At 68.0% G+C, this 24,467-nt stretch carries 18 protein-coding genes and 1 pseudogene; 11 read left to right on the forward strand and 8 right to left on the reverse strand.

Features of this window, described 5'->3' with window-relative positions:
- Nucleotides 1-4 precede the first annotated feature (4 nt).
- Genes ctaD through BM365_RS09865 form a run of 3 tightly spaced genes read right to left on the reverse strand, consistent with a single transcriptional unit; the run spans nt 5 to nt 3,081 of the window.
- Complete coding sequence (gene ctaD / locus BM365_RS09855) at nt 5-1,618, reverse strand: cytochrome c oxidase subunit I (RefSeq protein ID WP_093488730.1); 1,614 nt, start codon at nt 1,616-1,618, stop codon at nt 5-7.
- A 35-nt stretch (nt 1,619-1,653) separates the two neighbouring features.
- Nucleotides 1,654-2,586 carry a cytochrome c oxidase subunit II gene (gene coxB / locus BM365_RS09860; protein WP_093488732.1) on the reverse strand — a complete coding sequence of 311 codons (933 nt, stop codon included), beginning with the start codon at nt 2,584-2,586 and terminating at the stop codon, nt 1,654-1,656.
- 18 nt (nt 2,587-2,604) lie between these two features.
- A complete protein-coding gene (locus tag BM365_RS09865) occupies nt 2,605-3,081 on the reverse strand; it encodes a DUF2244 domain-containing protein (protein ID WP_093489641.1) in 477 nt (158 codons plus the stop codon).
- A gap of 251 nt (nt 3,082-3,332) precedes the next feature.
- On the opposite strand from BM365_RS09865, the gene putA reads away from it, so the two are divergent.
- The 3 genes from putA (at nt 3,333) to BM365_RS09880 (ending at nt 8,914) form a co-directional block, all read left to right on the forward strand.
- Nucleotides 3,333-6,548, forward strand: coding sequence for a bifunctional proline dehydrogenase/L-glutamate gamma-semialdehyde dehydrogenase PutA (putA, locus tag BM365_RS09870; RefSeq protein WP_093488734.1), 3,216 nt, complete (start codon nt 3,333-3,335; stop codon nt 6,546-6,548).
- Between the two features lie 241 nt (nt 6,549-6,789).
- Nucleotides 6,790-7,950 (forward strand): GGDEF domain-containing protein, encoded by a 1,161-nt coding sequence (locus BM365_RS09875; RefSeq protein ID WP_093488736.1) that lies wholly within the window; start codon nt 6,790-6,792, stop codon nt 7,948-7,950.
- 13 nt (nt 7,951-7,963) lie between these two features.
- A complete protein-coding gene (locus BM365_RS09880; RefSeq protein ID WP_093488738.1) occupies nt 7,964-8,914 on the forward strand; it encodes an SMP-30/gluconolactonase/LRE family protein in 951 nt (316 codons plus the stop codon).
- Nucleotides 8,915-8,975: 61 nt separating this feature from the next.
- On the opposite strand, the gene BM365_RS09885 is transcribed toward BM365_RS09880, so the two are convergent.
- Nucleotides 8,976-10,358 (reverse strand): OmpP1/FadL family transporter, encoded by a 1,383-nt coding sequence (locus tag BM365_RS09885; RefSeq protein ID WP_158253521.1) that lies wholly within the window; start codon nt 10,356-10,358, stop codon nt 8,976-8,978.
- 224 nt (nt 10,359-10,582) lie between these two features.
- Between BM365_RS09885 and BM365_RS09890 the strand changes: the two genes are divergently transcribed.
- From BM365_RS09890 to BM365_RS09900, 3 genes are all read left to right on the forward strand, one after another.
- Complete coding sequence (locus BM365_RS09890; RefSeq protein WP_093488742.1) at nt 10,583-11,275, forward strand: rhomboid family intramembrane serine protease; 693 nt, start codon at nt 10,583-10,585, stop codon at nt 11,273-11,275.
- 24 nt (nt 11,276-11,299) lie between these two features.
- Nucleotides 11,300-11,620 (forward strand): DUF1820 family protein, encoded by a 321-nt coding sequence (locus BM365_RS09895; protein WP_093488744.1) that lies wholly within the window; start codon nt 11,300-11,302, stop codon nt 11,618-11,620.
- 93 nt (nt 11,621-11,713) lie between these two features.
- Entirely contained in the window at nt 11,714-12,979 is a 1,266-nt protein-coding gene (locus tag BM365_RS09900) for a cation:proton antiporter (RefSeq protein WP_093488746.1), read from the forward strand.
- Nucleotides 12,980-12,991: 12 nt separating this feature from the next.
- Here the strand turns inward: BM365_RS09900 and BM365_RS09905 are convergent.
- From BM365_RS09905 to gpmI, 3 genes and pseudogenes are all read right to left on the reverse strand, one after another.
- A pseudogene (locus BM365_RS09905) lies at nt 12,992-14,335 on the reverse strand (S41 family peptidase); the annotation flags it as partial.
- Between the two features lie 115 nt (nt 14,336-14,450).
- Nucleotides 14,451-15,707 carry a murein hydrolase activator EnvC family protein gene (locus tag BM365_RS09910; RefSeq protein WP_093488750.1) on the reverse strand — a complete coding sequence of 419 codons (1,257 nt, stop codon included), beginning with the start codon at nt 15,705-15,707 and terminating at the stop codon, nt 14,451-14,453.
- A complete protein-coding gene (gpmI, locus tag BM365_RS09915; protein WP_233210900.1) occupies nt 15,707-17,254 on the reverse strand; it encodes a 2,3-bisphosphoglycerate-independent phosphoglycerate mutase in 1,548 nt (515 codons plus the stop codon). Before gpmI ends, BM365_RS09910 begins: the two co-directional genes overlap by 1 nt.
- A gap of 138 nt (nt 17,255-17,392) precedes the next feature.
- On the opposite strand from gpmI, the gene BM365_RS09920 reads away from it, so the two are divergent.
- The 3 genes from BM365_RS09920 to BM365_RS09930 all read left to right on the forward strand — a co-directional run bounded on the left by BM365_RS09920 (nt 17,393) and on the right by BM365_RS09930 (nt 20,342).
- A complete protein-coding gene (locus BM365_RS09920; RefSeq protein ID WP_175502086.1) occupies nt 17,393-18,049 on the forward strand; it encodes a hypothetical protein in 657 nt (218 codons plus the stop codon).
- Between the two features lie 79 nt (nt 18,050-18,128).
- Nucleotides 18,129-19,832: a M28 family metallopeptidase gene (locus BM365_RS09925; RefSeq protein ID WP_093488756.1), complete on the forward strand. Its 1,704-nt coding sequence runs from the start codon at nt 18,129-18,131 to the stop codon at nt 19,830-19,832.
- Between the two features lie 117 nt (nt 19,833-19,949).
- Entirely contained in the window at nt 19,950-20,342 is a 393-nt protein-coding gene (locus BM365_RS09930) for an MAPEG family protein (protein ID WP_093488758.1), read from the forward strand.
- Between the two features lie 159 nt (nt 20,343-20,501).
- Here the strand turns inward: BM365_RS09930 and BM365_RS09935 are convergent, their stop codons facing one another.
- Nucleotides 20,502-21,230, reverse strand: a complete 729-nt coding sequence (locus tag BM365_RS09935) for a pseudouridine synthase (RefSeq protein WP_093488760.1) — start codon at nt 21,228-21,230, stop codon at nt 20,502-20,504.
- 82 nt (nt 21,231-21,312) lie between these two features.
- Here BM365_RS09935 and BM365_RS09940 point away from each other — a divergent pair, with 82 nt between their 5' ends.
- The gene (locus BM365_RS09940; protein WP_093488762.1) at nt 21,313-24,099 is read left to right on the forward strand and encodes a M16 family metallopeptidase; all 2,787 of its coding nucleotides are present in this window, start codon (nt 21,313-21,315) and stop codon (nt 24,097-24,099) included.
- A 3-nt stretch (nt 24,100-24,102) separates the two neighbouring features.
- Nucleotides 24,103-24,378, forward strand: coding sequence for a hypothetical protein (locus BM365_RS09945; protein ID WP_093488764.1), 276 nt, complete (start codon nt 24,103-24,105; stop codon nt 24,376-24,378).
- Nucleotides 24,379-24,467: the final 89 nt, after the last annotated feature.

Below are 24,467 nucleotides of genomic sequence, written 5' to 3' on the forward strand. Positions count from 1 at the left end.
GATCTCAGTGGGTCACGTCGCCGTGCGCCAGGTCGCCATCCTTGATGACCGGCGGAACGGTGAAGGTGTGGTGCGGCGCCGGCGACGGCACGGTCCACTCCAGGCCCTTGGCGTTTTCCCACGCACGCGCCTCGGCCTTCTTGCCGTTGCGCAGCGAGGCCCACAGGATCGCGGCCATCATGAACGGCGTGGCGAACATGCCGAACGCGCCGATCGAGCTGATCAGGTTCCAGTCCGCGAACACCGGGTTGTAGTCCGGGATGCGGCGCGGCATGCCGGCCAGGCCTAGGAAGTGCTGCGGGAAGAACAGCAGGTTGACGAACACGATCGTCCACCAGAAATGGAACTTGCCCCAGAACTCGTTGTACATGCGGCCGGTCCACTTCGGCCACCAGTAGTAGGTCGCCGCGATGATGGAGAACAGCGCACCGGTCACCAGCACGTAGTGGAAGTGCGCCACCACGAAGTAGGTGTCGTGGTACTGGAAGTCCGCCGGCACGATCGCCAGCATGAGGCCGGAGAAGCCGCCGATGCTGAAGAGGATCACGAAGCCCACGGCCCACAGCATCGGCGTTTCGAAGGACAGCGAGCCCTTCCACATCGTGCTGACCCAGTTGAACACCTTCACGCCGGTCGGGATCGCGATCAGCATGGTGGCGAACATGAAGTAGATCTCGCCGCCCAACGGCATGCCCACCGTGAACATGTGGTGCGCCCACACGATGAACGACAGGAACGCGATCGAGGCGGTCGCGTACACCATGGCCTGGTAGCCGAACAGCGGCTTGCGGCTGAAGGTCGGGATGATTTCCGACACCACGCCGAACGCCGGCAGGATCATGATGTAGACCTCGGGGTGACCGAAGAACCAGAAGATGTGCTGGTACATCACCGGGTCGCCGCCGCCGGCCGCGTTAAAGAAGCTGGTGCCGAAGAACTTGTCGGTCAGCAGCATGGTGACGGCACCGGCGAGCACGGGCATCACGGCGATCAGCAGGAACGCGGTGATCAGCCAGGTCCAGCAGAAGATCGGCATCTTCAGCAGGTCCAGGCCCGGGGCGCGCATGTTCAGCACGGTGGCGATGATGTTGATCGCGCCCATGATCGAGCTGACGCCCATCATGTGGATGGCGAAGATCGTGAACGCCACGTTCGCGCCGCCTTGCAGCGACAGCGGCGGGTACAGCGTCCAGCCACCGGCCGGAGCGCCGCCCGGCAGGAACAGCGTGCCCAGCAGCAGGGTGAAGGCGAACGGCATGATCCAGAAGGACCAGTTGTTCATGCGCGGCAGCGCCATGTCCGGCGCGCCGACCTGCAGCGGGATCATCCAGTTGGCCAGGCCGACGAAGGCCGGCATCACGCCACCGAAGATCATGACCAGCGCGTGCACCGTGGTCATCTGGTTGAAAAGTTCGGGGCTGACCAGCTGCAGGCCCGGCACCATCAGTTCGGCGCGGATCACCACCGACATGCCTGCGCCGATGATGAACATGATGAAGCTGAAGATCAGGTAGAGAGTACCGATGTCCTTGTGGTTCGTGGAGAAGAACCACCGCTCGATGAAGCTCTGCTGGTGACCGTGGTGATCGTCGTGATGATCGACGGCGGAGTTGGCCATGTGCTTACTCTCTTGAAGCTAATTCGGACGGTCGATCAACCCTGCGCCGACGGCGCGGGGGTCTCGGCGGTGGGGGCGGTCTCGGCGGCCGGCACGGCGTCGGCCGGTGCGGCTTCCACGGGTGCGGCGACGGGCGCGGGCTCGGCGGCCGGAGCGGGCTTCTTCGAGGCCAGCCACTGCTCGAACTCGGCCTTCGGCACGGCCTTCACCACGATCGGCATGAAGCCATGGTCCTTGCCGCACAGCTCGGCGCACTGGCCACGGTAGATGCCGGGTTCCTTGATGTCGGTCCAGGCCTCGTTGACGATGCCGGGGATCGCGTCCTGCTTCCAGCCCAGCGCGGGCACCCACCAGGCGTGAATGACGTCATCGGCGGTGATCACGAAACGGATCTTGGTATCGGTCGGCAGCACCAGCTGGTTGTCGACGTCCAGCAGGTAGTGCGGGTTCTTAGCCAGGTCGGGCTTCTCGCCGCTCTGGCGGATGCGGTCGGATTCACGGTCCAGGCGGCTGGTGAACGCGACGTCCTCACCCAGGTACTCGTACTTCCACATCCACTGGTAACCGGTGACCTTGACGGTCATCTCGGCGTTGCGGGTGTCGTACATGGCGATCAGCTTGGCGGTCGCCGGCCAGGCCATGACCACCAGGATCAGCACCGGGATGACGGTCCAGATGATCTCGGCGGTGGTGTTGTGGCTGAACTGCGCGGCCACCGCACCCTTGGACTTGCGGAACTTGAACATCGCATAGCCCATCGCGCCGAACACGATGACGCCGATCACGATGCAGACCCACAGCGCCACCATGTGCGCGTCGTAGGCGTGCTGGGACGAGGCGGTGACGCCTTTGCCCATGTTCAGCTGCCACGGCTTCGGGTCGGCCGACTGCGCCCAGGCCAGCGCCGGCATCGCCAGCAGCGAGCACGCCGTCACCAACCGCTTCCACATCCCATTCACTTGCGTCATTGCCTAGACCCCAATGCGTCATCGGTTGCGGCCACTCGCGGCCGCCAGTAAATCCTGCAACGTGTCCGCCAGCTCCCGGCGTTCGGCCGGCCCCAGGAAGTCACCGACCTGGACCTGCCTCCCGCTGGATGCCAGCGAAATCCTTTCGCCTTCCCGCTCGATGCTCAGGCGTACCCAGTAGGGATGCGCCCGGAACACCGCCCCGGACCGGGAGGTACTCACCTCCACGGCATCCGGCCCGATATGGATGTCCTCGCTCCGTTCGCCACTGCGCCACAGCGCGCGCAGCGCCGTGGCCACGATGGCCGAATGGAGCAATGCAAAGGCCGGCGCGAAGGCATTGCCTCCCCACCAGCCCAGCATGGCGACGATCCACATCGCACCCGACAGTGCCGCGAACAACATCACGAACTGGCGGCGCGACAGCGCCCTCGGCGGCCGTAGCCGGAGCCACGCGCCGTGTCCGTCCCACGATGACGGCACCACTTCGATCATGTCGTCCGCCACACGGTTGAGGCTGCGGAAAACCGTTAAATGGTAGCTCCCGACACACTTTGCGGCAAGTTTCATTGATCCAGGACAAGGCACCCGGCCCCGTTGCGCGCGCCTCGCCGCGCGTCGGAAGCGACGTTCCGCGACCCGCGTCACTACGGGGCGCACGCAGGTTGAGGACGGGCACGCCGGGCATATCCGGGCCGCGCGCGCGGCCCTAAACTAGTGGACTGCCTTTGGACTGCCCTGCCGTCATGTCGACCCCGTCACCGCTCCCCTCGCCGGCCGCCCCGCCGACCGGCGGCATCGTCGCCCCCGAACTCCCCGCCTCGCCGCCCGCTCTGCGGGCCGCGATCACGGCCGCCTGGCTGCGCGACGAGACCGAACACGTCCGTGAGCTGCTGGAGCAGGCCCGCTTGCCGGCCGCCGAGCAGGCCCAGGCCCAGCAACTGGCCGCGGACCTGGTGAAGCGGGTCCGCGCCCGCGCCCAGGATCAAGGCGCGATCGAGGCCTTCATGCGCCAGTACGACCTCGGCAGCGAGGAAGGCGTGCTGCTGATGTGCGTGGCCGAAGCGCTGCTGCGCATTCCGGACCAGGAGACCGCCGACAAGCTGATCCGCGACAAGCTGGGCGACGCCGACTGGGAAAAGCACCTGGGCCAGAGCGACTCGGTGCTGGTGAACGCCTCCACCTGGGGCCTGATGCTGACCGGCAAGCTGGTCAACCTGAACGACCTGACCCGCGCCGACGTGCCGGGCGCGTTCAAACGCCTGGTCGGCCGCGTGGGCGAGCCGGTCATCCGGCTGGCGGTGCGCCAGGCCATGCGGATCATGGGGCATCAGTTCGTCATGGGCCGCACCATCGACGAAGCGCTGTCGCGCAGTCGCAAGGGCGACAACGCCGACTACCGCTATTCGTTCGACATGCTGGGCGAGGGCGCACTGACCACGAAGGACGCCGCCCGCTACCTCGAGGCGTACCGCCAGGCGATCCATGCGATCGGCCGCACCGGACCCTTCGCCGACGTACTGGCGGCACCGAGCATCTCGATCAAGCTGTCCGCACTGCACCCGCGCTACGAACACGCCAAACGCGCCCGGGTGATGCGCGAGCTGGCACCGGCGATCCTCGAACTGGCACAACTGGCCAAGTCGTACGGCATCGGCTTCACCATCGATGCCGAGGAAGCCGACCGTCTGGAGCTGTCGCTGGACCTGATCGAGGCGACGTTCTCCGACGCCTCGCTGGCCGGCTGGGAGGGTTACGGCCTGGCCGTGCAGGCGTACCAGAAGCGCACGCCGTACGTGATCGACTTCCTCGCCGACCTCGCCCGCCGCGCCGGTCGCCGCATGCCGGTGCGCCTGGTGAAGGGTGCGTACTGGGATGCCGAGATCAAGCGTGCGCAGATCGATGGCCATCCGGGCTACCCGGTGTTCACCCGCAAGCCGAACACCGACGTGTCCTACCTCGCCAACGCGCGTCGCATGCTCGACCACGGCGACGCGCTGTACCCGATGTTCGCCACCCACAACGCGCAGACGATCGCCGCGATCCGCTCGATCGCGCAGGGCCGGCCGTACGAGCACCAGAAGCTGCATGGCATGGGCGACGACCTGTACGCCGAAGTGGTGCCGAAGCACCGCCTGGACACGCCGTGCCGCGTCTACGCGCCGGTCGGCTCGCACGAGGACCTGCTGCCGTACCTCGTGCGCCGCCTGCTCGAGAACGGCGCCAACAGCAGCTTCGTCAACCGCATCACCGACGAGAACGTCGCCATCGAGGACCTCGTGCGCGACCCGGTGCAGACGGTGTCCGAATTCGATTCCATCCCGCACCCGCGCATCCCGCTGCCGGTCGATCTTTTCCGGAGCCAACCGGCTCCCATCGCCTCTTCTGACAGGAACAACTCCATGGGCGCCAACCTCGCCAACGACAACGACCTGCGCGCGCTGGTCGAGCGCATCAATGCGTCGGTGAAGCCATGGCGCGCCGCGCCGCTGGTGCCGGGCGCCGTCGTGACCAGCACCGCGCTGCCGGTGACCAATCCCGCCGACCGCCGCCAGATCGTCGGCGAATGGCAGCCGGCCGACAGCGCCGCCGTCGAGAAGGCATTGGCCAATGCCGTCGCCGCGCAGCCCGCCTGGGACCGCACGCCGGCTGCCAGCCGCGCCGCTATCCTCGAGCACGCCGCCCACCTGCTGGAACAGCGTCTGCCCGACTACATCGCGCTGTGCGTGAAGGAAGCCGGCAAGACCATTCCCGACGGCGTCGCCGAGGTGCGCGAAGCGGTCGACTTTCTGCGCTACTACGCCGCTCAGGCGCGCACGCAGTTCGGCGCGCCCGAACACCTGCCCGGACCGACCGGCGAATCCAACCAGCTGCAGCTGCAGGGCCGTGGCGTGTTCGTCTGCATCAGCCCGTGGAACTTCCCGCTGGCGATCTTCCTGGGCCAGGTCAGCGCCGCGCTCGCCGCCGGCAACAGCGTGATCGCCAAGCCGGCCGAGCAGACCAACCTGATCGGCCACGCGGCGGTGAAGTTGCTGCACGAAGCGGGTATTCCCGAGGCGGTGCTGCAGTTCCTGCCCGGCGACGGCGCCAACGTCGGTGCTGCGCTGACCAAGGATCCGCGCGTGGCCGGTGTCGCGTTCACCGGCTCCACCGAGACCGCGCGTGCGATCAACCGTGCGCTCGCCGGCCGCGACGCCGGCCCGATCGCCACCCTGATCGCCGAGACCGGCGGCCAGAACGCTTTCATCGCTGACTCCTCCGCGTTGCCGGAACAATTGGTGAAGGACGCGATGGGCTCGGCCTTCACCTCCGCCGGCCAGCGCTGCTCGGCCGCGCGCGTGCTGTTCGTGCAGGACGACATCGCCGACAAGGTGATGACGATGCTCGCCGGCGCGATGGACGAGTTGAAGATCGGCGACCCGGGCCTGCTGTCGACCGACGTCGGCCCGGTGATCGATGCCGACGCGCTGAAGATCCTCGACGATCACGCCGTCCGCATGGCGAAGGAAGCTCGCCTGATCAAGCAGGCCAACGCGGGCGACGACACCGCCCACGGTACGTTCTTCGCGCCGCGCGCATGGGAGCTGAAGTCCCTCGACCAGCTGCACAAGGAAGTCTTCGGTCCGGCGCTGCACGTCGTTCGCTGGAAGGCCGACCAGCTGGATGGGGTGATCGATGCGATCAACGCCACCGGCTACGGCCTGACGCTGGGCGTACATTCGCGCATCGACGAGACCATCGATCGCATCGCCGCGCGGGTGAAGGTCGGCAACGTCTACGTCAACCGCAACCAGATCGGGGCCGTCGTCGGCGTGCAGCCGTTCGGCGGACAAGGCCTGTCCGGCACCGGTCCCAAGGCGGGCGGTCCGCACTACCTGCCGCGTTTTGCGACCGAGAAGACGGTGACGGTCAACACCACGGCGGCCGGCGGCAACGCCTCGCTGTTGACCCTGGGCGACTGATCCGTCCGCGGGCGGGCCCGTCGCTGCTTCCCAAGCCCCGCTCCGGCGGGGCTTTTTTTTCGCGCCATGACCAACCGCACTGAATGATGAGTACCGGTGCGGCGAAGCTGTGCCTGCGCCAACGCCTTCGTGAACCTTCACTCCACACGGATCGGCATCGGCGGTGGCACGCTGCCGGTTGAGGGCGGATCCTGCGTTTAGTCGGAGACAGGGAGCTCCACGGCCATCACGGCCCTACTGCATGACGACCGATTTCTACAACCTGCTGTTGACCGACTGTGCGCTGGCGGCCGTGCTGCTGGCGCTTTTCCTGTACGTAGGGCGCGTTTCGCGCGGCGTGCGCGGCATCGCCACCTGGGGCGTGGCGCACTTCCTCTATTCGTTGGGCGCCGCGATGCTCGACGGCACCGCGCAGGAACTCGTGCTCGCGGGCAACGACACGCTCGCGCATTGGACGGCCGGCGTCGGCGGTTTGCTGGCCTGCGCCGGCCTGGTCGGACTGGCCTGGTCGATCATTCAGTTCGTGCAGCAGCGGCCGCTCGCGTTGTGGGAACGCGCCCTGCTGCCGGTCTGTATCGGCTTCTCGCTGGCCGGCTGGGTGCTGAGCGGTACGGTGGATGCGCAGGGCGCGGCGATGAGCGCCACCGAGGTGATCGTGCTCGTCGTGATGATCTGGCACCTGCTGGTGCTGCGCCGCGCACCCGACCACGTGCCCGCACGCCTGATGATCGCCGGCAGCCTGATGCTGCTGTGGCTCTACGGCAGCGACCTGCTGGCCGCATTGACCGGAACGTACGGACCCAACCCGATCTGGGTGAATCTGGATCTCTCGATCTGGTACCTGCTCAACTTCTGCATGCTGATGCTGGCCAGCTTCCGTGCCGCCGAACCCTTGCGGCGCGGCGCGCTGTTCGACCCGCTGACCGGCGCATTGAACCGCCGCGGCCTGGACAACGAACTGGAAGCGCGCGGCGCCTGGCACGCTGCCGAACACGGGCTTGCGGTGATCGCGCTGGACCTGGACCACTTCAAGGCGGTCAACGACGATCATGGGCACGAGGCGGGCGACCTGGTGCTGCAGCGCTTCTCCGACGTGGTGCGCGGCTGCATCCGCAACGACGATCTGTTCGCCCGCCTGGGTGGCGAGGAGTTCATGCTGGTCTTGCGCGATACACACGCGGAAACGGCGCATGCGCTGGCCGAACGCATCCGCCAACAGGTGATGGCACTGGAGTTCTCGCCGATCGGCGCGTCTTTCCGCGTCACCGTCAGCCTGGGCATCTCGTTCACCGCAGACCGGCACGCGCAGTACGACACGCTGATGCGGCTGGCCGACGAGGCGCTTTACGCCGCCAAACATAAGGGCCGCAACCGGATCGAGGTACGCTGGCACCCTGCCTGACCGGAGGATCGCCATGCCGCTGCACCGCCTCACCCTCGCCCTGCTCGTGCTATGCGGGACCACTGCCACAAACGCATCGGCGCAGCATGCCGCGTGTCCCGCAGACCCGGGCATCGCCCCGCGCGGCGAGCTGACCGCCACGCGCGTGGCGATCGCGACGCCGGGCGATGCGCAGGATCGCCTCTACGAAGGTCCGGTGTGGCGCGACGGCGCGCTCTATCTCTCGGACTTCGTGCATAACGGCACGTTCCCTTCGCGCATCCGGCGGTTCACGCCGCCGGACCGGTGGGAGACGGTGCTGGAGGACAGCGGCAGCAATGGGCTGGCGCTCGATCAGGAAGGCGTACTCATCGCTGCGACCCACGACCGCAAGCAGATCGCCCGCGTGGACCTCGGGGGCGGTTCGCGCACCGCGCTCGTCTCGACGTTCGACGACGAGCCGTTCAACTCGCCCAACGATCTGGTGATGGCGGCCGACGGCACGCTCTACTTCACCGACCCGGACTACCAGCGGAAGGCGGCGCCCGGCGGGCAGCCACTGACGCGCGTGTATCGCCACCGCAACGGCGCCACCACGGTGGTGGACGACACGCTGCGCAATCCCAACGGGATCGCGTTGTCGCCGGACGGCGGCACGCTCTACGTCGCCGGCGGCACGGCGGAGGGCGACGTGCTGCGCGCGTATCCGGTGGTCGACGGCGCTCCCGGTCCTGGTCGCGACCTGGCCCGCATCTCCGGCGGCGACGGGCTGGCCGTGGATTGCCTGGGCAACGTCTACGTCACCGAGCACGGCGAGCGACGCGTGCGCGTGTTCTCGCCAGCCGGCGAGGTGCTGGCGACGATCCGCGTCGACGCCAACATCACCAATGCCGCGTTCGGCGGCGCCGACCGCCGCACCCTCTTCCTCACCGGCGCGGCGAGCTTGTGGTCGATCGATCTGGACGTCGTCGGCCTGCCGTACTGAAGACCCGAAAAGAAAAACCCCGCCGAAGCGGGGTTTTTCATCGGACTGATGCGCGGGGCGATCAGAACTTGTACTGCATCGACACGCCGTACAGGTCGGCGCCGCCGTCGAACTCGCCGACCAAGCGCGCGCGCGTGCTGGTGGTCAGGTCGACTTCCGGCGTATCGACGATGTCGATCTTGACGTAGCTGGCGTTGAGCTCAAAGTGCTCGGACAGCGCCCAGGTCAGACCCAGCGAATACCACATGCGGTCCTGGTCGGGCAGGCGCGGGGTGCGGTACGGACGGCTCACCGGGGAGTCGTCGCGCGCCACGCCGGCGCGGAAGGTGAATGCGTCGCTGAACTTGTATTCGCCACCGACCGAGTAGAACCAGTTCTCGCCCCAGTTGTACGCTTCGGCCGAATCCGGCTGGCCGGGGTTGTCGAACTCGATGCGGATTTCCTGCAGCGAGGTCCAGTCGGTGCGGCTGGCTTCTGCCATCACGGTCAAGCGGTCGGTCGCGTAGTACGTGGCGCTGAAGGTATCCACGGCCGGCGTGGTCAGCTTGGCCAGCGCGCCGCCATCGAGGAACAGCGGACGGGTCAGCGGGTTGGCGTCGAACGCGGTGCGCACGGCCGGCGGCACGGTGAAGTCACCCTGGCCTTCCAGCTCATGGTCGATCTCGGAGCGGTGCGAGTAACCCAGCGACCACTTGTCGCTCGGACGCCAGTTCATGCCAACGATCCAACCCCAACCGTTGTCGGTGCCGTTGACGTGCGCCAGGCCGTCGTTGCGCTGCGGGCCGTAGGGCGAGCCCGGCGTCAGGCAGGCCGCGGGGTTCTGGCCGCAGATCACAGTGCCGAAATCGACGGCTTGCGACAGGGTGACGTCGGCATGCTCGTACACCAGACCGGCGCCCACCGAGAAGCTGTCGCTCAGCTCGAGCGAGGCCGCCAGGGTCAGGTCGATGATCTTCACGTCCGATTCCAGCGCGTGGTAGCGACCCACCCAGCCGGCGTCGTATTCGGTCTTCAGGCCGAACGGCGCGCTGATCATGGCGCCCAGCGTCAGGTACTCGAAGTCGCCGCTCAGCGGCAGGATGAAAGAAGCGGCCGGCACGGCGGCCACGTCACCGGCGTCGCCACCATTGCCGCCGGTCAGCGGCTGCTGGAACGGGGTGCCGGTCGCGGCCGTACCGCCACCGGTGAATTCGTAGGACAGGTCGATCGCGGTGACGTCGGCCTGCAGGGTGCGCTCGGTGAAGGTGGACATGACGGCCGGGTTGTTGACCACGACCGAGGCGTCGCCCTTGGCGGAGGCCGCACCGGCCATCGCACGGCCCTGGGCCTTGACGCTGTTTTCCTTCAACTGGAAGGCGGCGGCATGCACGTCGCCGTAGGCCAGCGCGGCAGTGATGCCGAGGGCCAGCGCGGACACGCGGGTGAGGTTCTTAGCAAATTCCATCAGTGTTCTCTCCGGAGACGTGGGTAATAGTCGTCTGCGTCGTCGAAGGCCGTGGTGTGTGGTCCACCTTTTCGGCCTGCCGGAAGCCCCTCCCGACATACGACGCCGTATGCAGTATACCCGCTAACCAAACACTAACAATCCACCGTAAGTGCTTGCCCCTATTCAGTTTCGTTGCGCCGCACCATGGGCAGCGGAGGGGGCAGCCGGTACAGTGCCCGCGCATGTTCGTCTCCATACCGTCCCGCCAGAAACCGTCGGTCCGCTGGGCCACGCCTGCGCTGGCCATCGTGCTGCTGGCCGCCTTCGTCTGGGCGTGGCTGCAGGGGGGCGCCGCACAGGGTCACCTCCGGACCGAATGGGGGGCGCTCACCGGCGGCATGGTCGCGCCCGAGGTCTGGCTGGCGTCATTGCAACGCGGCACCGTGCTGCGCCTGTTCACGGCACTGTTCCTGCACGCCGACTGGGCCCACCTGGCGGGCAACCTCGTGTTCCTGCTGATCTTCGGACTGCCCGCGGAGCGGGCGATGGGCGCGTGGCGCTTCCTGCTGCTGTTCCTGATCGGTGGCGCCGTGGCCAACGTGGCCGCGGTGCTCAGCATCGATGCACCCGACCGCGTGGTGATCGGCGCCAGCGGTGCGGTGTCGGCGGTGATCGGGGCTTACCTCGCCCTGTTCCCCACTGCCCAGCTCGGCGTGGTGGTGCCGCTGGGACTGTTCTGGGAGGTGGTGAAAGCACCCGCCTCCGTGCTGATCGGCGTGTGGGCGCTGTTGCAGGTGGTGTTCGCCTACACCGGCCCCACGTTCGGCACCGTGGCGTGGCCGGCGCATATCGCCGGCTTCCTCTTCGGCGTGGTGTTCGCGCTGTTCGTGCGCGCCGCGATCGCCCGGCGCATGCGCAAGCGGCAAGGTTACTGAGCGCCGACGCCTATAATCGGTTTCATGAAGACCACGCTCTACAAGATCACCTTCCACAACCACACCAAGGTCTACGAGCTGTACGCACGCAAGGTGGCGGCCAGCGGCCTGTGGGGGTTCACCGAGGTGTCGGAGCTGGTGTTCGACGTGCACGAGGGCCTCGTGATCGACCCCACCGAAGAGCGCTTGCGCGACGAATTCGGCGGTACGCGCGTGCTGCACCTGCCGATGCAGAGCATCATCCGGGTGGAAGAAGTGGAGCGGAAGGGTCAGTCCGCGATCCGCGACGCGGCCACCGGCGAGAAGGTCGTGACGCCCTTCCCGATGCCGGCCAAGCCGCGCTGAGCCCACTCGCGTCAGCATGCCTGCGTCCGATTTGACCCCGCGAGCGCACGCGCAATCGCCTCTATGATGGCGCGTCACGTATAGGGCGCCAGGATGTCCACTCCACAGTTGTCGGTCTATTTCTTCCTGCAGGCGGGCCTGATCATCCTGGCCTGCCGTCTCGTCGGGAAACTCGCCCAGCGCATCGGCCAGCCGCAAGTGGTGGGCGAGATGATCGCCGGCGTGATGCTGGGACCCTCCTTGTTCGGCGCGGTACTGCCGGATGCACAGGCCGCCCTGTTTCCGAAGGACACCCTAGACATGCTGTACGTCGGTGGCCAGGTCGGCGTGGGCATGTACATGTTCCTGGTCGGCACGGAGTTCCAGGCGGACCACATCCGCACGCGCTACCGCAGCGCGATGGCCGTGTCGTGGGCCGGCATTGCAGTGCCGTTCGTGCTGGCGTTCGCGCTGGCGCCGTGGCTACAGCACGTGCCCGGACTGTTCGCCGACACGGCACGCTTCCTGGAAGTCGCCCTTTTCCTCGGCGCCGCCATCGCGATCACCGCCTTCCCGATGCTGGCGCGCATCATCCACGAGCGTGGCCTGGCCGGCACGCCACTCGGCACGCTCGCGCTGACCGCGGGCGCGATGGACGACGCGGCTGCCTGGTGCATCCTGGCGATTGTGCTGGCGAGTTTCGGCGGCAGTTGGAACCAGGCGTGGCTGGCGATCGGCGGCGGCATCGCGTACGTCGCCTTCATGCTATTGGCCGGCCGCCGGTTGCTCACGCCATTGGCCGCGCAGGTTCCGGCGGAAGGCCCGTTGCCCACGCCGGTGTTCGCCTGGGTGATGGCGGCGTTCTTCCTCTGCGCATGGGCGATGGATGCGATCGGCATCCATGCCGTGTTCGGTGGTTTCATCCTCGGCATCTGCCTGCCTCGCGGCGCGCTGACCGAGCGCCTGCGCGAGCGCCTGCAGGGCATGGTGGTGGTGGTCCTGCTGCCGCTGTTCTTCACCTATTCCGGCTTGAAGACCCAGCTCTCCGTGCTGCTCGATCCGGCGATCCTGGTGCCGGCGATCGCGATCCTGCTCGCCTCGTTCGGCGGCAAGGCGATCGCCTGCTGGGCCGCGGCGCGGTTGTCGGGCGAATCGCCGCGCGATGCGAAAGCGATCGGCGCGCTGATGAACGCGCGCGGCCTGATGGAACTCATCATCATCAACATCGGCCTGCAGGCGGGCCTCATCAAGCCCGGCCTGTTCACCATCCTGGTAATCATGGCGATCCTGTCCACGTTGATGGCCACGCCGCTGTTCAACCGCATCATGCGCGAGCGCAACGCGCCGGCGGCACCTGCGCCGGGCGCATCGCCCGGTTGACGCGATGGGTCAGCGCGAAGTCGCCGCGGGCTTCGCGCGCGCGGTGACGGCGATCTTCTTGAGCTCCACCAGCGCGGCCTTGATCGGCGCCTCGCCATCGAGCACATCGCCCGGCGTGTAACCGGCCTGGCCTTCGTCGTCGCCACGCAGGTGGCCAGGCAGCGTGGCCTCGGTGATGTACAGCTGGCCGTCCTGGCCGACGATGGCATCCGGCGTGCCGCCTTCCGGCTTGACGACCACGTCGGGGACGATGCCGCTGGCCTGGATCGATTTGCCGCTGGGCGTGTAATAGCGCGCGGTGGTCAGCTTGACCGAATCGCCGTTGTCCAACGGCAACACCGTCTGCACCGAGCCCTTGCCGAACGTGCGACTGCCGACCACGCGTGCGCGATCGTTGTCGCGCAGTGCACCGGCGAGCACTTCCGACGCACTGGCCGAGCCCGCATCCACCAGCACGACGACGGGTGCGCCGGAAAGGCGGTCGCCCGGCGTGGCATCGAACTTGGAATCGCTGATCGACAACCGCCCACGCGTGCTGACGATGTTGCCCTTCTCCAGTAGTTCGTCGGCCACCTGCACGGCGGCGAGCAACAAGCCGCCGGGATTGCTGCGCAGGTCGAGCACCAGCCCGCGCAGCGGGCCCTTCGCCTGCAGCGTGTCCAGCTGCTTCTGGAAATCGGCGGCGGTGTCGGTCTGGAATGCGCTGATGCGCACGTAGCCATAGCCGGGTTCGAGCAACCGGCCGCGCACGCTGGTCACGCGAATGGTGTCGCGCACCAGGGTGACGTCGAACGGCTTGGGCGTGCCGTCCCGGACGATGGTCAGGGTGATCTTGCTGCCGGGCGCGCCACGCAGCGGCTCCATGCCGTCGTCGGCGCTGATCGGCTTGCCGTCGATGGCAGTGATGACGTCGCCGGACTTGATGCCGGCCTTCGCCGCCGGCGTGTCGTCGATAGGCGACACCACCAGCAGGGTGCGGTCGGCCTGTTGCTGCAGTTCCACGCCGATGCCTTCGTAGGCGCCGCTGGCCTGCTCGTCGAACGCATCGGAATCCTGCTTGTCGAAATAGGTACTGTGCGGATCGAGGTCGAGCAAAAGGCCGCGGATCGCGGACTGCATCAGCTTCTTGTCTTCCACCGGCTCCACGTACGCTTCCTTCACCGCATTGAACACGGCGACGTAGCGGCGGATCTCCTCCAGCGGCACTTTCGACGGCGCGTTTTCGGCGGCATCCGGGTCGTCGCTCGGCGCGACCACCGGCGGTCCGTCCGCCTGCGGCGCCTGCTGTTGCGCCGACGCGGGCAACGCCGCGAGCAACGCAACGGTCAGGAGGGCCAGGGGAAGACGCTGCAGCATGCGGAAACTCCGGGAGAGGCTTCTAGGGACTCCGCGCCGGGCGCGAAGTTCACCCGATTATGCGTGAACCCATGCGGGCCGGATGTTCAAGCCGGGTTACGGCGGCCGGCGGCGTTCATCGCCGCTGCAGCCACGATGCCGGATCGACCGGTTGGCCATTGCGCCGCAATTCGAAGTACAGCGCCGCCTGCCCCTGTCCACCCGAGGTGCCCACGCGGGCCACCGCATCGCCGCGCTTCACCCGGTCGCCGCTGTCCTTCAGCAGGCTGTCGTTGTGCGCGTACAGGCTCATGTAGCCGTTGCCGTGGTCGAGGATAAGGATCAGGCCATAGCCGGTCATCCATTCGGAGAACACGACGGTGCCGTCGGCCACCGCGGTGACGGTCGTGCCGGCCGGCGCGCCGATCAGCACGCCGGTGCTGGTGCGCCCGTCGGGCATGCGTCCGCCATAGCGCGCCAGCAGGCTGCCGGACACGGGCCACCCCAGGCCACCGACCTTCAGCGGCGGTGCCGACGCCACGACGGGCCGCGCGGGCGCGCTGTCGCGCGACGGCCGGGCGCCGCTGCCGGCGTTCTCGCGCTTCTTCGCCGCGGCGGCTTCGGCCGCGGCGCGGCGCGAGGCGGCACGGCGCTCGGCCTCCGCACGGGCGGCGGCGGCGCGCAGGTTCTTCAACAGCGTTTCCAGCGAACGCGCGTCCTGACCCAGCGCCTTTTCCTTCGCCGCACGGTCCTGGAAGCGCTCGTCGAGGTCGGCGACCAGGCTCGCGCGCGTCTTGCGATCCTTTTCCAGCTGCGCGACTTCGCCGCGTTGACGTGTGCGCGCGGCATCGAGCTCCGCGCTGCGCGCGGCGATCTCGCGCTCCACCTCGTCCAGCGAGGCCAGGTCCGCGGTCAGCGTGTCGATCCTGCGCGTCTGGTCGCGCTGCACGTAGCGGTGGTAGGCCAACAGGCGGTTGGCGTCGGCCACGCGATCCTGCGACAACAACACCTTCAACGGCGCGTCTTCGCCCTGCTGGTAAGCCGCGCGGACCAGGTCGGTCAGCTGCCCGCGCTGGCGGTCGCGTTGCGCCGTCAACGTGTCGCGCCGCTGTTGCAACTCGGCCAGGGCGGCGGCTTCCTTGCGCATGGCGGCTTCGGTGTCGGCCAGCGAGCGGGACGTGCGGCCGACCTTTTCATCGGCGTCGCGCAACTGGCGCGAAGCCGCGCCGCGTTCGCCTTCCAGCTTGCGGCGTTCCTGCGCGATCGATTTCAGTTCGCTGCGCACGCGCTCGAGCTTGCGCTCGGTCTCGCGCGACGTCTGTGCCGGCGCGGACGCGGCCGCGACCACCGCCAGTACGGCGGCGGACAGCGCGACGCGCCAGGAATGCGCCATCAGCCGACGATCAGGCTGCGGCCGCTCATGTCGGCCGGTTGCGGCAGGCCCAGCAGGGCCAGCAGCGTGGGCGCGACGTCGCGCAGGGCTCCGCCGCTGCGCAGCGTGGCCGCGTGCTCGCCGACATACACCAGCGGCACCGGGCCCACGGTGTGGGCGGTGTGCGGTTGTCCCGTGGCGGGGTCGCGCATCATCTCCAGGTTGCCGTGGTCGGCGGTGATGATCATCGCGCCACCGGCGGCGCGCACCGCGGCGTCGACCTCGCCGATCGCGTTGTCCACCGCCTGCGCCGCCAGGATCGCGGCCTGCAGGTCGCCGCTGTGGCCGACCATGTCGGGATTGGCGATGTTGCAGATGATCGCGTCGAAGCGGCCCGAGCCGATCGCGGCCACCAGCTTCTCGGTCAGTTCGGGGCAGCTCATTTCCGGCTGCAGGTCGTAGGTCGCGACCTTCGGGCTCGGCACCAGGATGCGTTCCTCGCCGGCGAACATGTCTTCGCGACCGCCGCTGAAGAAGAACGTCACGTGCGCGTACTTCTCGGTCTCGGCGATGCGCAGCTGGGTGAGGCCGTGCTCGGCCAGCAGCTCGCCGAAGGTCTCGCGCAGGTCGTCCGGCGCGAATGCCACCGGCGCCGGCAGCTTGGCGTCGTACTCGGTCAGGCAGACGTAACGCGCCAGGGCCGGCACGCGCCGCTCGAAGCCGTCGAACGCCGGCGACACGAACGCCGCTGTCAGCTGGCGCGCGCGGTCGGCGCGGAAATTCATGAACACCACCGCATCGCCATCGGCCATCGGCGTTGCGCCGTCGATGACGGTGGGCAGCACGAACTCGTCGTTCTCGCCGCGCGCATACGCGGCTTCCAGCGCGGCCACGCCGCTGGCGGCACGGTGCTCGCTCTTCGCATCGACCATCGCATCCCACGCCAGCCGCACGCGGTCCCAGCGCTTGTCGCGGTCCATCGCGTAGTAGCGCCCGCTGACCGAGGCGATGTGCGCATTGCCGAGCTTCGTGCACAGGTCCTGGAGCGCACGCAGGCTGGGCTCGGCCGACTTCGGCGGCGTGTCGCGGCCATCGAGAAAGGCGTGCACCGCGACCCGCGGCACGCCCTGGCGCTTGGCCAGCTCGAGCATCGCGAAGATGTGCAGTTCATGGCTGTGCACGCCACCCGGCGACAGCAGACCGAACACATGCAAGGTCTTGCCGTCGACCTTGGCGGCGTCGCACGCGGCGACCAGTTCGGCGTTGGCGAAGAAGCTGCCATCCTCGATGGCGGCGTCGATGCGGGTCAGGTCCTGGTAGACGATGCGGCCCGCGCCCAGGTTCATGTGGCCCACTTCCGAATTGCCCATCTGCCCGTCCGGCAGGCCGACATGGCGGCCTTCGGTATGGATTAACGTGTGCGGCGCGGTGGCCAGCAGGCGGCGCCAGTTCGGCAGCTCGGCCTGCGCCAGCGCATTGTCGGTGGGATCTTCACGGTGTCCCCAGCCATCCAGGATCAACAATACGACGGGCTTGGGGCGCTTCACGGACGGGGCAGATGCGGACACGGGGGAGATTCCAGTGACTTCAGGCAGGTGACGATTGTAGCGAAGCGTGGTGCCATCCACTCCGGCGCGGCGGCGTTTAAACCCCCGGGCGCGCCGGCGCATCAGACCGATACGAGACCACCCGAGAGGCAACCCATGATCCGTCCCCGCACCGCCCTGCTGCTGACCCTGGCCCTGGCCACCACGCCCGCGCTGGCCCAACAGGAAATCTCCAAGGTCAACGGCAGCATCACCGCCGAGGCCGGCCAGGCCTATGGCGACCTCGATACCGTCAACGGCTCCATCCGCGTCGCCGACGGCGCCACCGCCGAAGACGCCAGCACCGTCAACGGCAGCATCAACGTGGGCGACAAGGCGCGCGTGGATTCGCTGGAAACCGTCAACGGTTCGATCCGCGTCGGCAAAGACGTCCAGGTCCGCAAGGACGTGGAAACCGTCAACGGCAGCATCTTCACCGACCGCGGCACCGTGATCGGCGGCCGCATCGAGACCGTCAACGGCGCGATCGGCCTGGTCGCCACCCAGCTGGCCGGCGGCATCGAAACCGTCAACGGCGACATCACCGTCGGCGTCGGCTCGCACGTGAAGGGCGGCATCAAGGTGGAGAAGCCGCAGGGCATCCGCCTGAACGTCAAGCGCGACCCGCGCGTCATCATCGGCCCCAACGCCATCGTCGACGGCCCGCTGGTGTTCGAACGCCCGGTCACGCTGTACGTGCACACCAGCGCCAAGATCGGTGCGGTGACCGGCGCGACCGCCAAGCCGTTCAGCACCGACACCGCGCCGGCCGAGTAAGCGCGAACCGCGGGGCACGGCACAGGCCGGCCCGCGGCCATGAGGCTAGAATCGGGATTCCTTTCGTTGAGGAATCCCGATGTCCCGCAAGTTGATGTTGGTGCTTGCCGCCACGGCCGCACTGGCCGCGTGCAAGCGCGAATCCGAAGCCCCGGCGCCCGCGCCCGAGGCCGCCACCCCGCCCGCCGCGGCGCACGCCTTCACCGCCGATATCACCGAGGGCGATTTCTCCGACCTGGTGAAGACGCTGTCCTCGGACGAGTTCGAAGGCCGCGGCCCCGGTTCGGTCGGCGAAGAGAAGACCGTCGCCTATCTCGAAGCGCAGATGAAGCGCATCGGCCTGCAGCCGGGCAACAACAGCAGCTATTTCCAGGACGTGCCGATGGTGGAAACCACCGCCAACGAAGCGGCCACCACGCTGACCCTGGCCACCGCCAAGGGCGAGCACGCGCTGAAGTTCGGCACCGACTTCGTGATCGGCACCCGCACCGGACAGACCGAAGTGAAGCTGGATGCCAGCGACCTGGTCTTCGTCGGTTACGGCGTCGACGCGCCGGAGCAGAAGTGGAACGACTACGCGGGCCAGGACTGGACCGGCAAGACCGTGGTGATGTTCGTCAACGACCCGGGCTTCCACAGCAAGGACGAGACGCTGTTCGGCGGCAACCGCATGACCTACTACGGCCGCTGGACGTACAAGTTCGAGGAAGCCGCGCGCAAGGGCGCCGCCGCCGCGCTGATCGTGCACGACACCGCCGGCGCCAGCTACGGCTGGGACGTGGTGAAGAACTCCTGGGCTGGGCCGCAGTACGACCTGCCGGCGAAGGACGATCCGGAGAAGCGCATTCCGCTGCAGGGCTGGCTGAGCGCGGACGCGGCGAAGCAGCTGTTCGCCGATGCCGGCCTCGATCTCGACGCGGCCTACGCCAGCGCCGGCAAGCGTGGCTTCAAGCCGGTGTCGCTGAAGGCCAAGGCCACGGCCACACTGACCAGCAGCATCACCGAGAAGACCTCGCGCAACGTGATCGGCGTGTTGCCGGGCAGCAGCAAGCCCGACGAAGCCGTGCTGTACATGGCGCACTGGGACCACCTGGGCAAGCACGAGGGTGAGGAAGGCGACAACATCTACAACGGTGCGGTCGACAACGCGACCGGCGTGGCCGGCATCCTTGAGATCGCCGAGGCGTTCGCCCACCAGGATCCCAAGCCGGCGCGTTCGGTGGTGTTCGTGGCGGTGACGCTGGAAGAATCCGGCCTGCTGGGTTCCAAGTACTACGTCGCGCACCCGACCTTCCCGCTGGAGAAGATCGCCGGCGTGATCAACCTTGATGCGATGAGCGTGGGCGGCAAGTCGCGCGACTTCGTCGTCACCGGCAAGGGCAACTCCGAGCTGGAGGACATGCTGAAGGTCTACGCCGACCAGCAGGGCCGCGTGCTCACCGAGGAAGGCAACCCGGCCGGCGGCTATTACTTCCGCAGCGACCACTTCAACTTCGCCAAGGCCGGCGTACCGGCGTTGTACGCCAAGGGCGGCAACGACCTGCTGGAAGGCGGCGTCGAGGCCGGCAAGGCGGCGAGCGAGGAATACGCCAAGCGCTACCACCAGGCCAGCGACGAGATGCACGAAGGCTGGAAGCTGGACGGCGTGGTGCAGGACCTGCAGGCGCTGTACGGCGTCGGCAAGGACCTGGCCGTGGCCGACACCTGGCCGAACTGGTACGAAGGCAATCCCTTCAAGGCCGCCCGCGACAAGATGCGTCCGGCGGCGCCCGCGGCGAAGTAAGCCGCACGGTTCCAGCGAGTCGAAGACGGCGCCGCAAGGCGCCGTTTTCTTTTGCCGCGCCCATGGACGCCCGCCCTCGGCTGCCACTACGCTGCGGCATCCTCGGAGGGAAACGTCATGTCGATCGCTTACTGGTGCATCCTGGTCACCGCGCTGCTGCCGTACCTGTGGGTCTTCATCGCCAAGCGGTCGGGCGAGCGCTACAACAACCGCAACCCGCGCGGTTGGATCGCCAAGCAGGAAGGCAACTACAAGGTGCAGCGCGCGAACGCCGCGCACCTCAACGGCTTCGAGGCCTTCCCCGCCTTCGTCGCCGGCGTGCTGATGGCGCAGCTGGCCGGCGTGCCGGCGGACACCATCACGCCGCTGGCCATCGCCTTCGTGGTGGCGCGCGTTCTGCACGGCGTGTTCTACCTGGCCGACAAGCAGTCGCTGCGCAGCTTCATCTGGCTGATCGGCATGCTGTGCGCCGTGGCGCTGATGGTGCTGGCGGCGATGCGGGTGGCGTGATGCCGCTCCCTGTAGGAGCGACGTGAGTCGCGACCGCACGTCATGACAGCCGTTGGCGCTCGAGGGTAAGGGCATGCGCCGCGCGATCGCTCATGGTCGGACCATCCCGGCGTTTCGCTGCTGCGGTCGCGACTCACGTCGCTCCTACAGAGAGCACGGCTAACGCAGGTCCTCTTCCCAGTCGAACAACGCGAAGGCCTTGCGGAACTCTGCATCCAGCGGCGCCACCGCCTCGATGCGCGCGCCGGTCAACGGATGCGGGAACGACAACCGCACCGCGTGCAGCAGCATGCGGTGCACGCCCTGCATGCGGAAGTTGCGGTTGTGGCGGCCATCGCCATGGCTGGTATCGCCGATGAGGTGATGGAACGCGTGCTTCAGGTGCCGGCGGATCTGGCGGAAGCGGCCGGTCTCCGGCTGGCAGCGCAGCAGCGCATAGCGCGAGGTCTCGAAGCCGACGGAAGGCAACGGCAGCTCGCCCGTCGCCAGGCGCACGAAGCGCGTCACCGACGGCTTCTTCTCCGGCTTGCCCGGGCCGCCATCCAGCGGATGGTCGACGGTGAAATCCGGCTCCGGCCAGCCGCGGCACACGGCCAGGTAATCCTTCTCCACCTCGCGCGACATCAGCACCTTGCCGAGCGTCGAGGCACTCTCGCGGTCGAACGCCACCAGCAGGCAGCCGCTGGTCGCGCGATCGAGCCGATGGATCAGGAAGATCGGCTTGCCGAACTGCGCGCGCAGGCGGTCGGCGACGAAGTCCGTCTCGCCGCCGGCGAGCTTGCTGTCGTGTGCCATCACGCCCGCGGGTTTGTTGACCACCGCGATCTGCGCATCCGCGTACAGCACGGGCACTGCGCCATCGTCCGATTTCGTCTCACCGTAATCCATGAATCTGCGTGCCTTCCAAATCTGCGAAACTCGGGGTTCGCCGCACGCGATGGACGCACGCGGCCCCGAAGGAGGATTGAGGATGAAGTCACCCCGTTTCATTGTCGCACTCGGCCTGGCCGTGACGCTCGCCCTGGGCCAGCCGGCCTGGGCCGATGCCGCCGCCGCGCTGCCGAAGGGCGTCGCCGCCGGCCCCAGCATCGAGGACATCAGCGAGTACACGCTGTCCAACGGCCTGCGCGTGCTGCTGTTCCCCGACGACACCAAGCCCACCGTCACCGTGAACCTGGTCTACGGCGTGGGTTCGGTGCACGAGAACTACGGCGAGACCGGCATGGCCCACCTGCTGGAGCACCTGCTGTTCAAGGGCACGCCCACGCAGGCGGACATCAGCGGCGAGATGAAGAAGCGCGGCATCGACTTCAACGCCACCACTGGCCTGGACCGCACCAACTACTTCGCCTCCTTCCCGGCCAACACCGACACCCTGGAGTGGGTGTTGAAGATGGAAGCCGACCGCATGGTCCACTCGAACGTCGCCAAGAAGGACCTCGACAGCGAGATGACCGTGGTCCGCAATGAATTGGAAGCCGGCGAGAACAATCCCGCTGCGGTGCTGTTCCAGCGGATCCGCTCCACCGCTTTCCTGTGGCACAACTACGGCAACACGACCATCGGCGCGCGCAGCGACGTGGAAGGCGTGCCGATCGACAAGCTGCAGGCGTTCTACCGCCAGTGGTACCAGCCGGACAACGCCACCCTGGTGGTCGCCGGCCGCATCGACAGCGCCGATGTGCTCGCACGCGTGGCGCGCCACTTCGGGCCGGTGAAGAAGCCCGCGCGCGTGCTGCCGCGTTTCTACACCATCGAACCCGCGCAGGACGGCGAGCGCGAAGTCACCGTGCGCCGCGTCGGTAACCTGCAGCTGGTCGCCGCGTCCTACCACACGCCCGCGCTCGCGCATCCGGACAACGCGCCGCTCAGCGTGCTGGCCGACGTGTTGGGCCACACGCCCGGCGGCCGCCTGCACAAGGCGCTGGTCGAGGCCAAACTGGCCGCGGCCGCCGGCGCCAGCGGCGAATCCATGCGCGACCCGGGCCTGCTCACTGCCATCGCGGTGGTGCCCAATGACGGCGACCCCGCCAAGGCCGAGGCCGAACTGCTGAAGCAGGTCGAACAGCTCGCCGCGCGCCCGATCACCCAGCAGGAAGTCGATGAAGCCAAGCAACGCATCGGCAATGCGTACGAGCTCTACTTCACCGACGTCAACGCGGTGGGCATGGGCCTGTCGGAGTTCCAGTCCGCCGGCGACTGGCGCCTGCTGTTCACCAGCCGCGATGCGGTGGAAAAAGTCACCGTCGCCGACGTCAACCGCGTCGCCGCGGCCTACCTGAAATCCAGCAACCGCACGCTCGGCCGCTTCGTGCCCACGCCCACGCCGGATCGCGTGGAGATACCGGCCGCGCCGGCGGTGGCCACCCTGGTGGACGGCTACGCCGGACGCGCCGCGGTGAGTGCGGGCGAAGTGTTCGATCCCTCGCCGAAGAACATCGATGCGCGCACGCAGACCTTCACTCTCGGCAGCGGCCTGAAGGTGTCGCTGCTGCCGAAGAAGACCCGTGGCGGCACCGTCATCGTGGATGCGAACTTCCGCTTCGCCGACGAGGCCGCGCTGAAGGGTCGCGAAGGCGCGGCCGGCATCGCCGGTGCGATGCTGATGCGCGGCAGCAAGACGATGACGCGCGAGCAGATCGACCAGCGCCTGGAACAGCTGAAGACCCAGGGCAGCGTGGGCGGCAGCCTGCAGGGCGCGAGCATCGGCCTGCAGACGCGGCGCGAGCACCTGGCCGACGCGCTGGCGCTGGCCGCCGACGTGCTGCGCAACCCGGCGTTCCCGGACAGCGAGTTCGAACAGCTGCGCACGCAGGCCGTCACCGGCATGGAAGCCTCGCGCTTCGAGCCCGGCGCCATCGCCGGCCGCGCGCTGGCGATGTACTTCGATCCGTGGCCGGCCGGCCATCCGCTGCACGCCCGCACGCTGGACGAATCGCTGGCCGAACTGAAGGCGCTGAAGCTGGCCGACGTGCGTGCGTTCCATCGCGACTTCTACGGCACCGCCAACGGCGAGATCGCCATCGTCGGCGACTTCGACCCCGCGGCCGTGCGCGCGCAGCTGGAACAGCTGTTCGTGGGCTGGACCTCGGGCAAGCCCTACGGCTCGATCGCCACGCAGTACACCGACGTGGCGGCGAAGCAGGCGCGCTTCGAAACGCCGGACAAGCCCAACGCGGTGCTGCTGGCCCGCCACAACCTGCCGTTGAAGGTCACCGATGCCGATTACCCGGCGCTGGTGGTCGCCAACCGCATCTTCGGTGGTGGCGCGCTGAAGTCGCGCCTGGGCGATCGCATCCGCCAGCAGGAAGGCCTGAGCTACGGCGTCTCCAGCGGCGTGCGCGCCGACGACAGCCTGACCGGCAAGGACAACGCCGGCAGCTTCAGCATCCAGGCCATCGCCGCACCGGAGAACATGGCGAAGGTGGAAGCGCTGGTGCGCGAAGAGCTGGCCAAGCTGGTCAAGGACGGCATCACCGCCGAGGAACTGAAGGACGCCGTGGCCGGCACGCTGACCGAGCGCCAGCAGGCGCGCGCCGAGGACGGCACCGTCGCCGGCATGCTGAGCGACCAGCTGTTCTACGGCCGCACCATGCAGTTCACCGCCGACCTCGACGCGAAGTACGCCGCGCTGACGGTGGACCAGGTGAACGCCGCGATCCGCGCGCACTTCAAGCCGGACGCGCTGAGCGTGTTCCTGGCGGGCGACTTCGCCAAGAAGGCGGCGGCGGCCCCCGCGGCGGCGCCGGGGAAGTAAGCGATGAGCACCGACACCGATGCAAAGCGTGAAGCCACCTTTGCGCGCTGGCAGGAGATCCGCGAGCGAGGTCCGCTGCGTTTCATCCTGCTGCGCGGCGTGCTCGGCTGGGGCGTCACCACGGCCGTGCTGTGGTGCGCGCTGATGGCGCTGTTCACGGACAAGGACTGGGTGCAGTTGCTGACGGTGGCCCTGGTTGGATTTCCCGTGGGCGGCCTGGTGTGGGGCACGGTGATGTGGTTTGTCGGGGAACGCCAGTTCGGGCGAACACCACGCTGACGTCCAGGCGGTACGGTGTCAGCGAACGACGGCCCCGCAAGGGGCCGTTTTCGTTTTCGCGCTCGCGGAAAATCCTTTCGCGCGCAGAG

Source organism: Pseudoxanthomonas sp. YR558, assembly GCF_900116385.1.
Taxonomy (GTDB): domain Bacteria; phylum Pseudomonadota; class Gammaproteobacteria; order Xanthomonadales; family Xanthomonadaceae; genus Pseudoxanthomonas_A.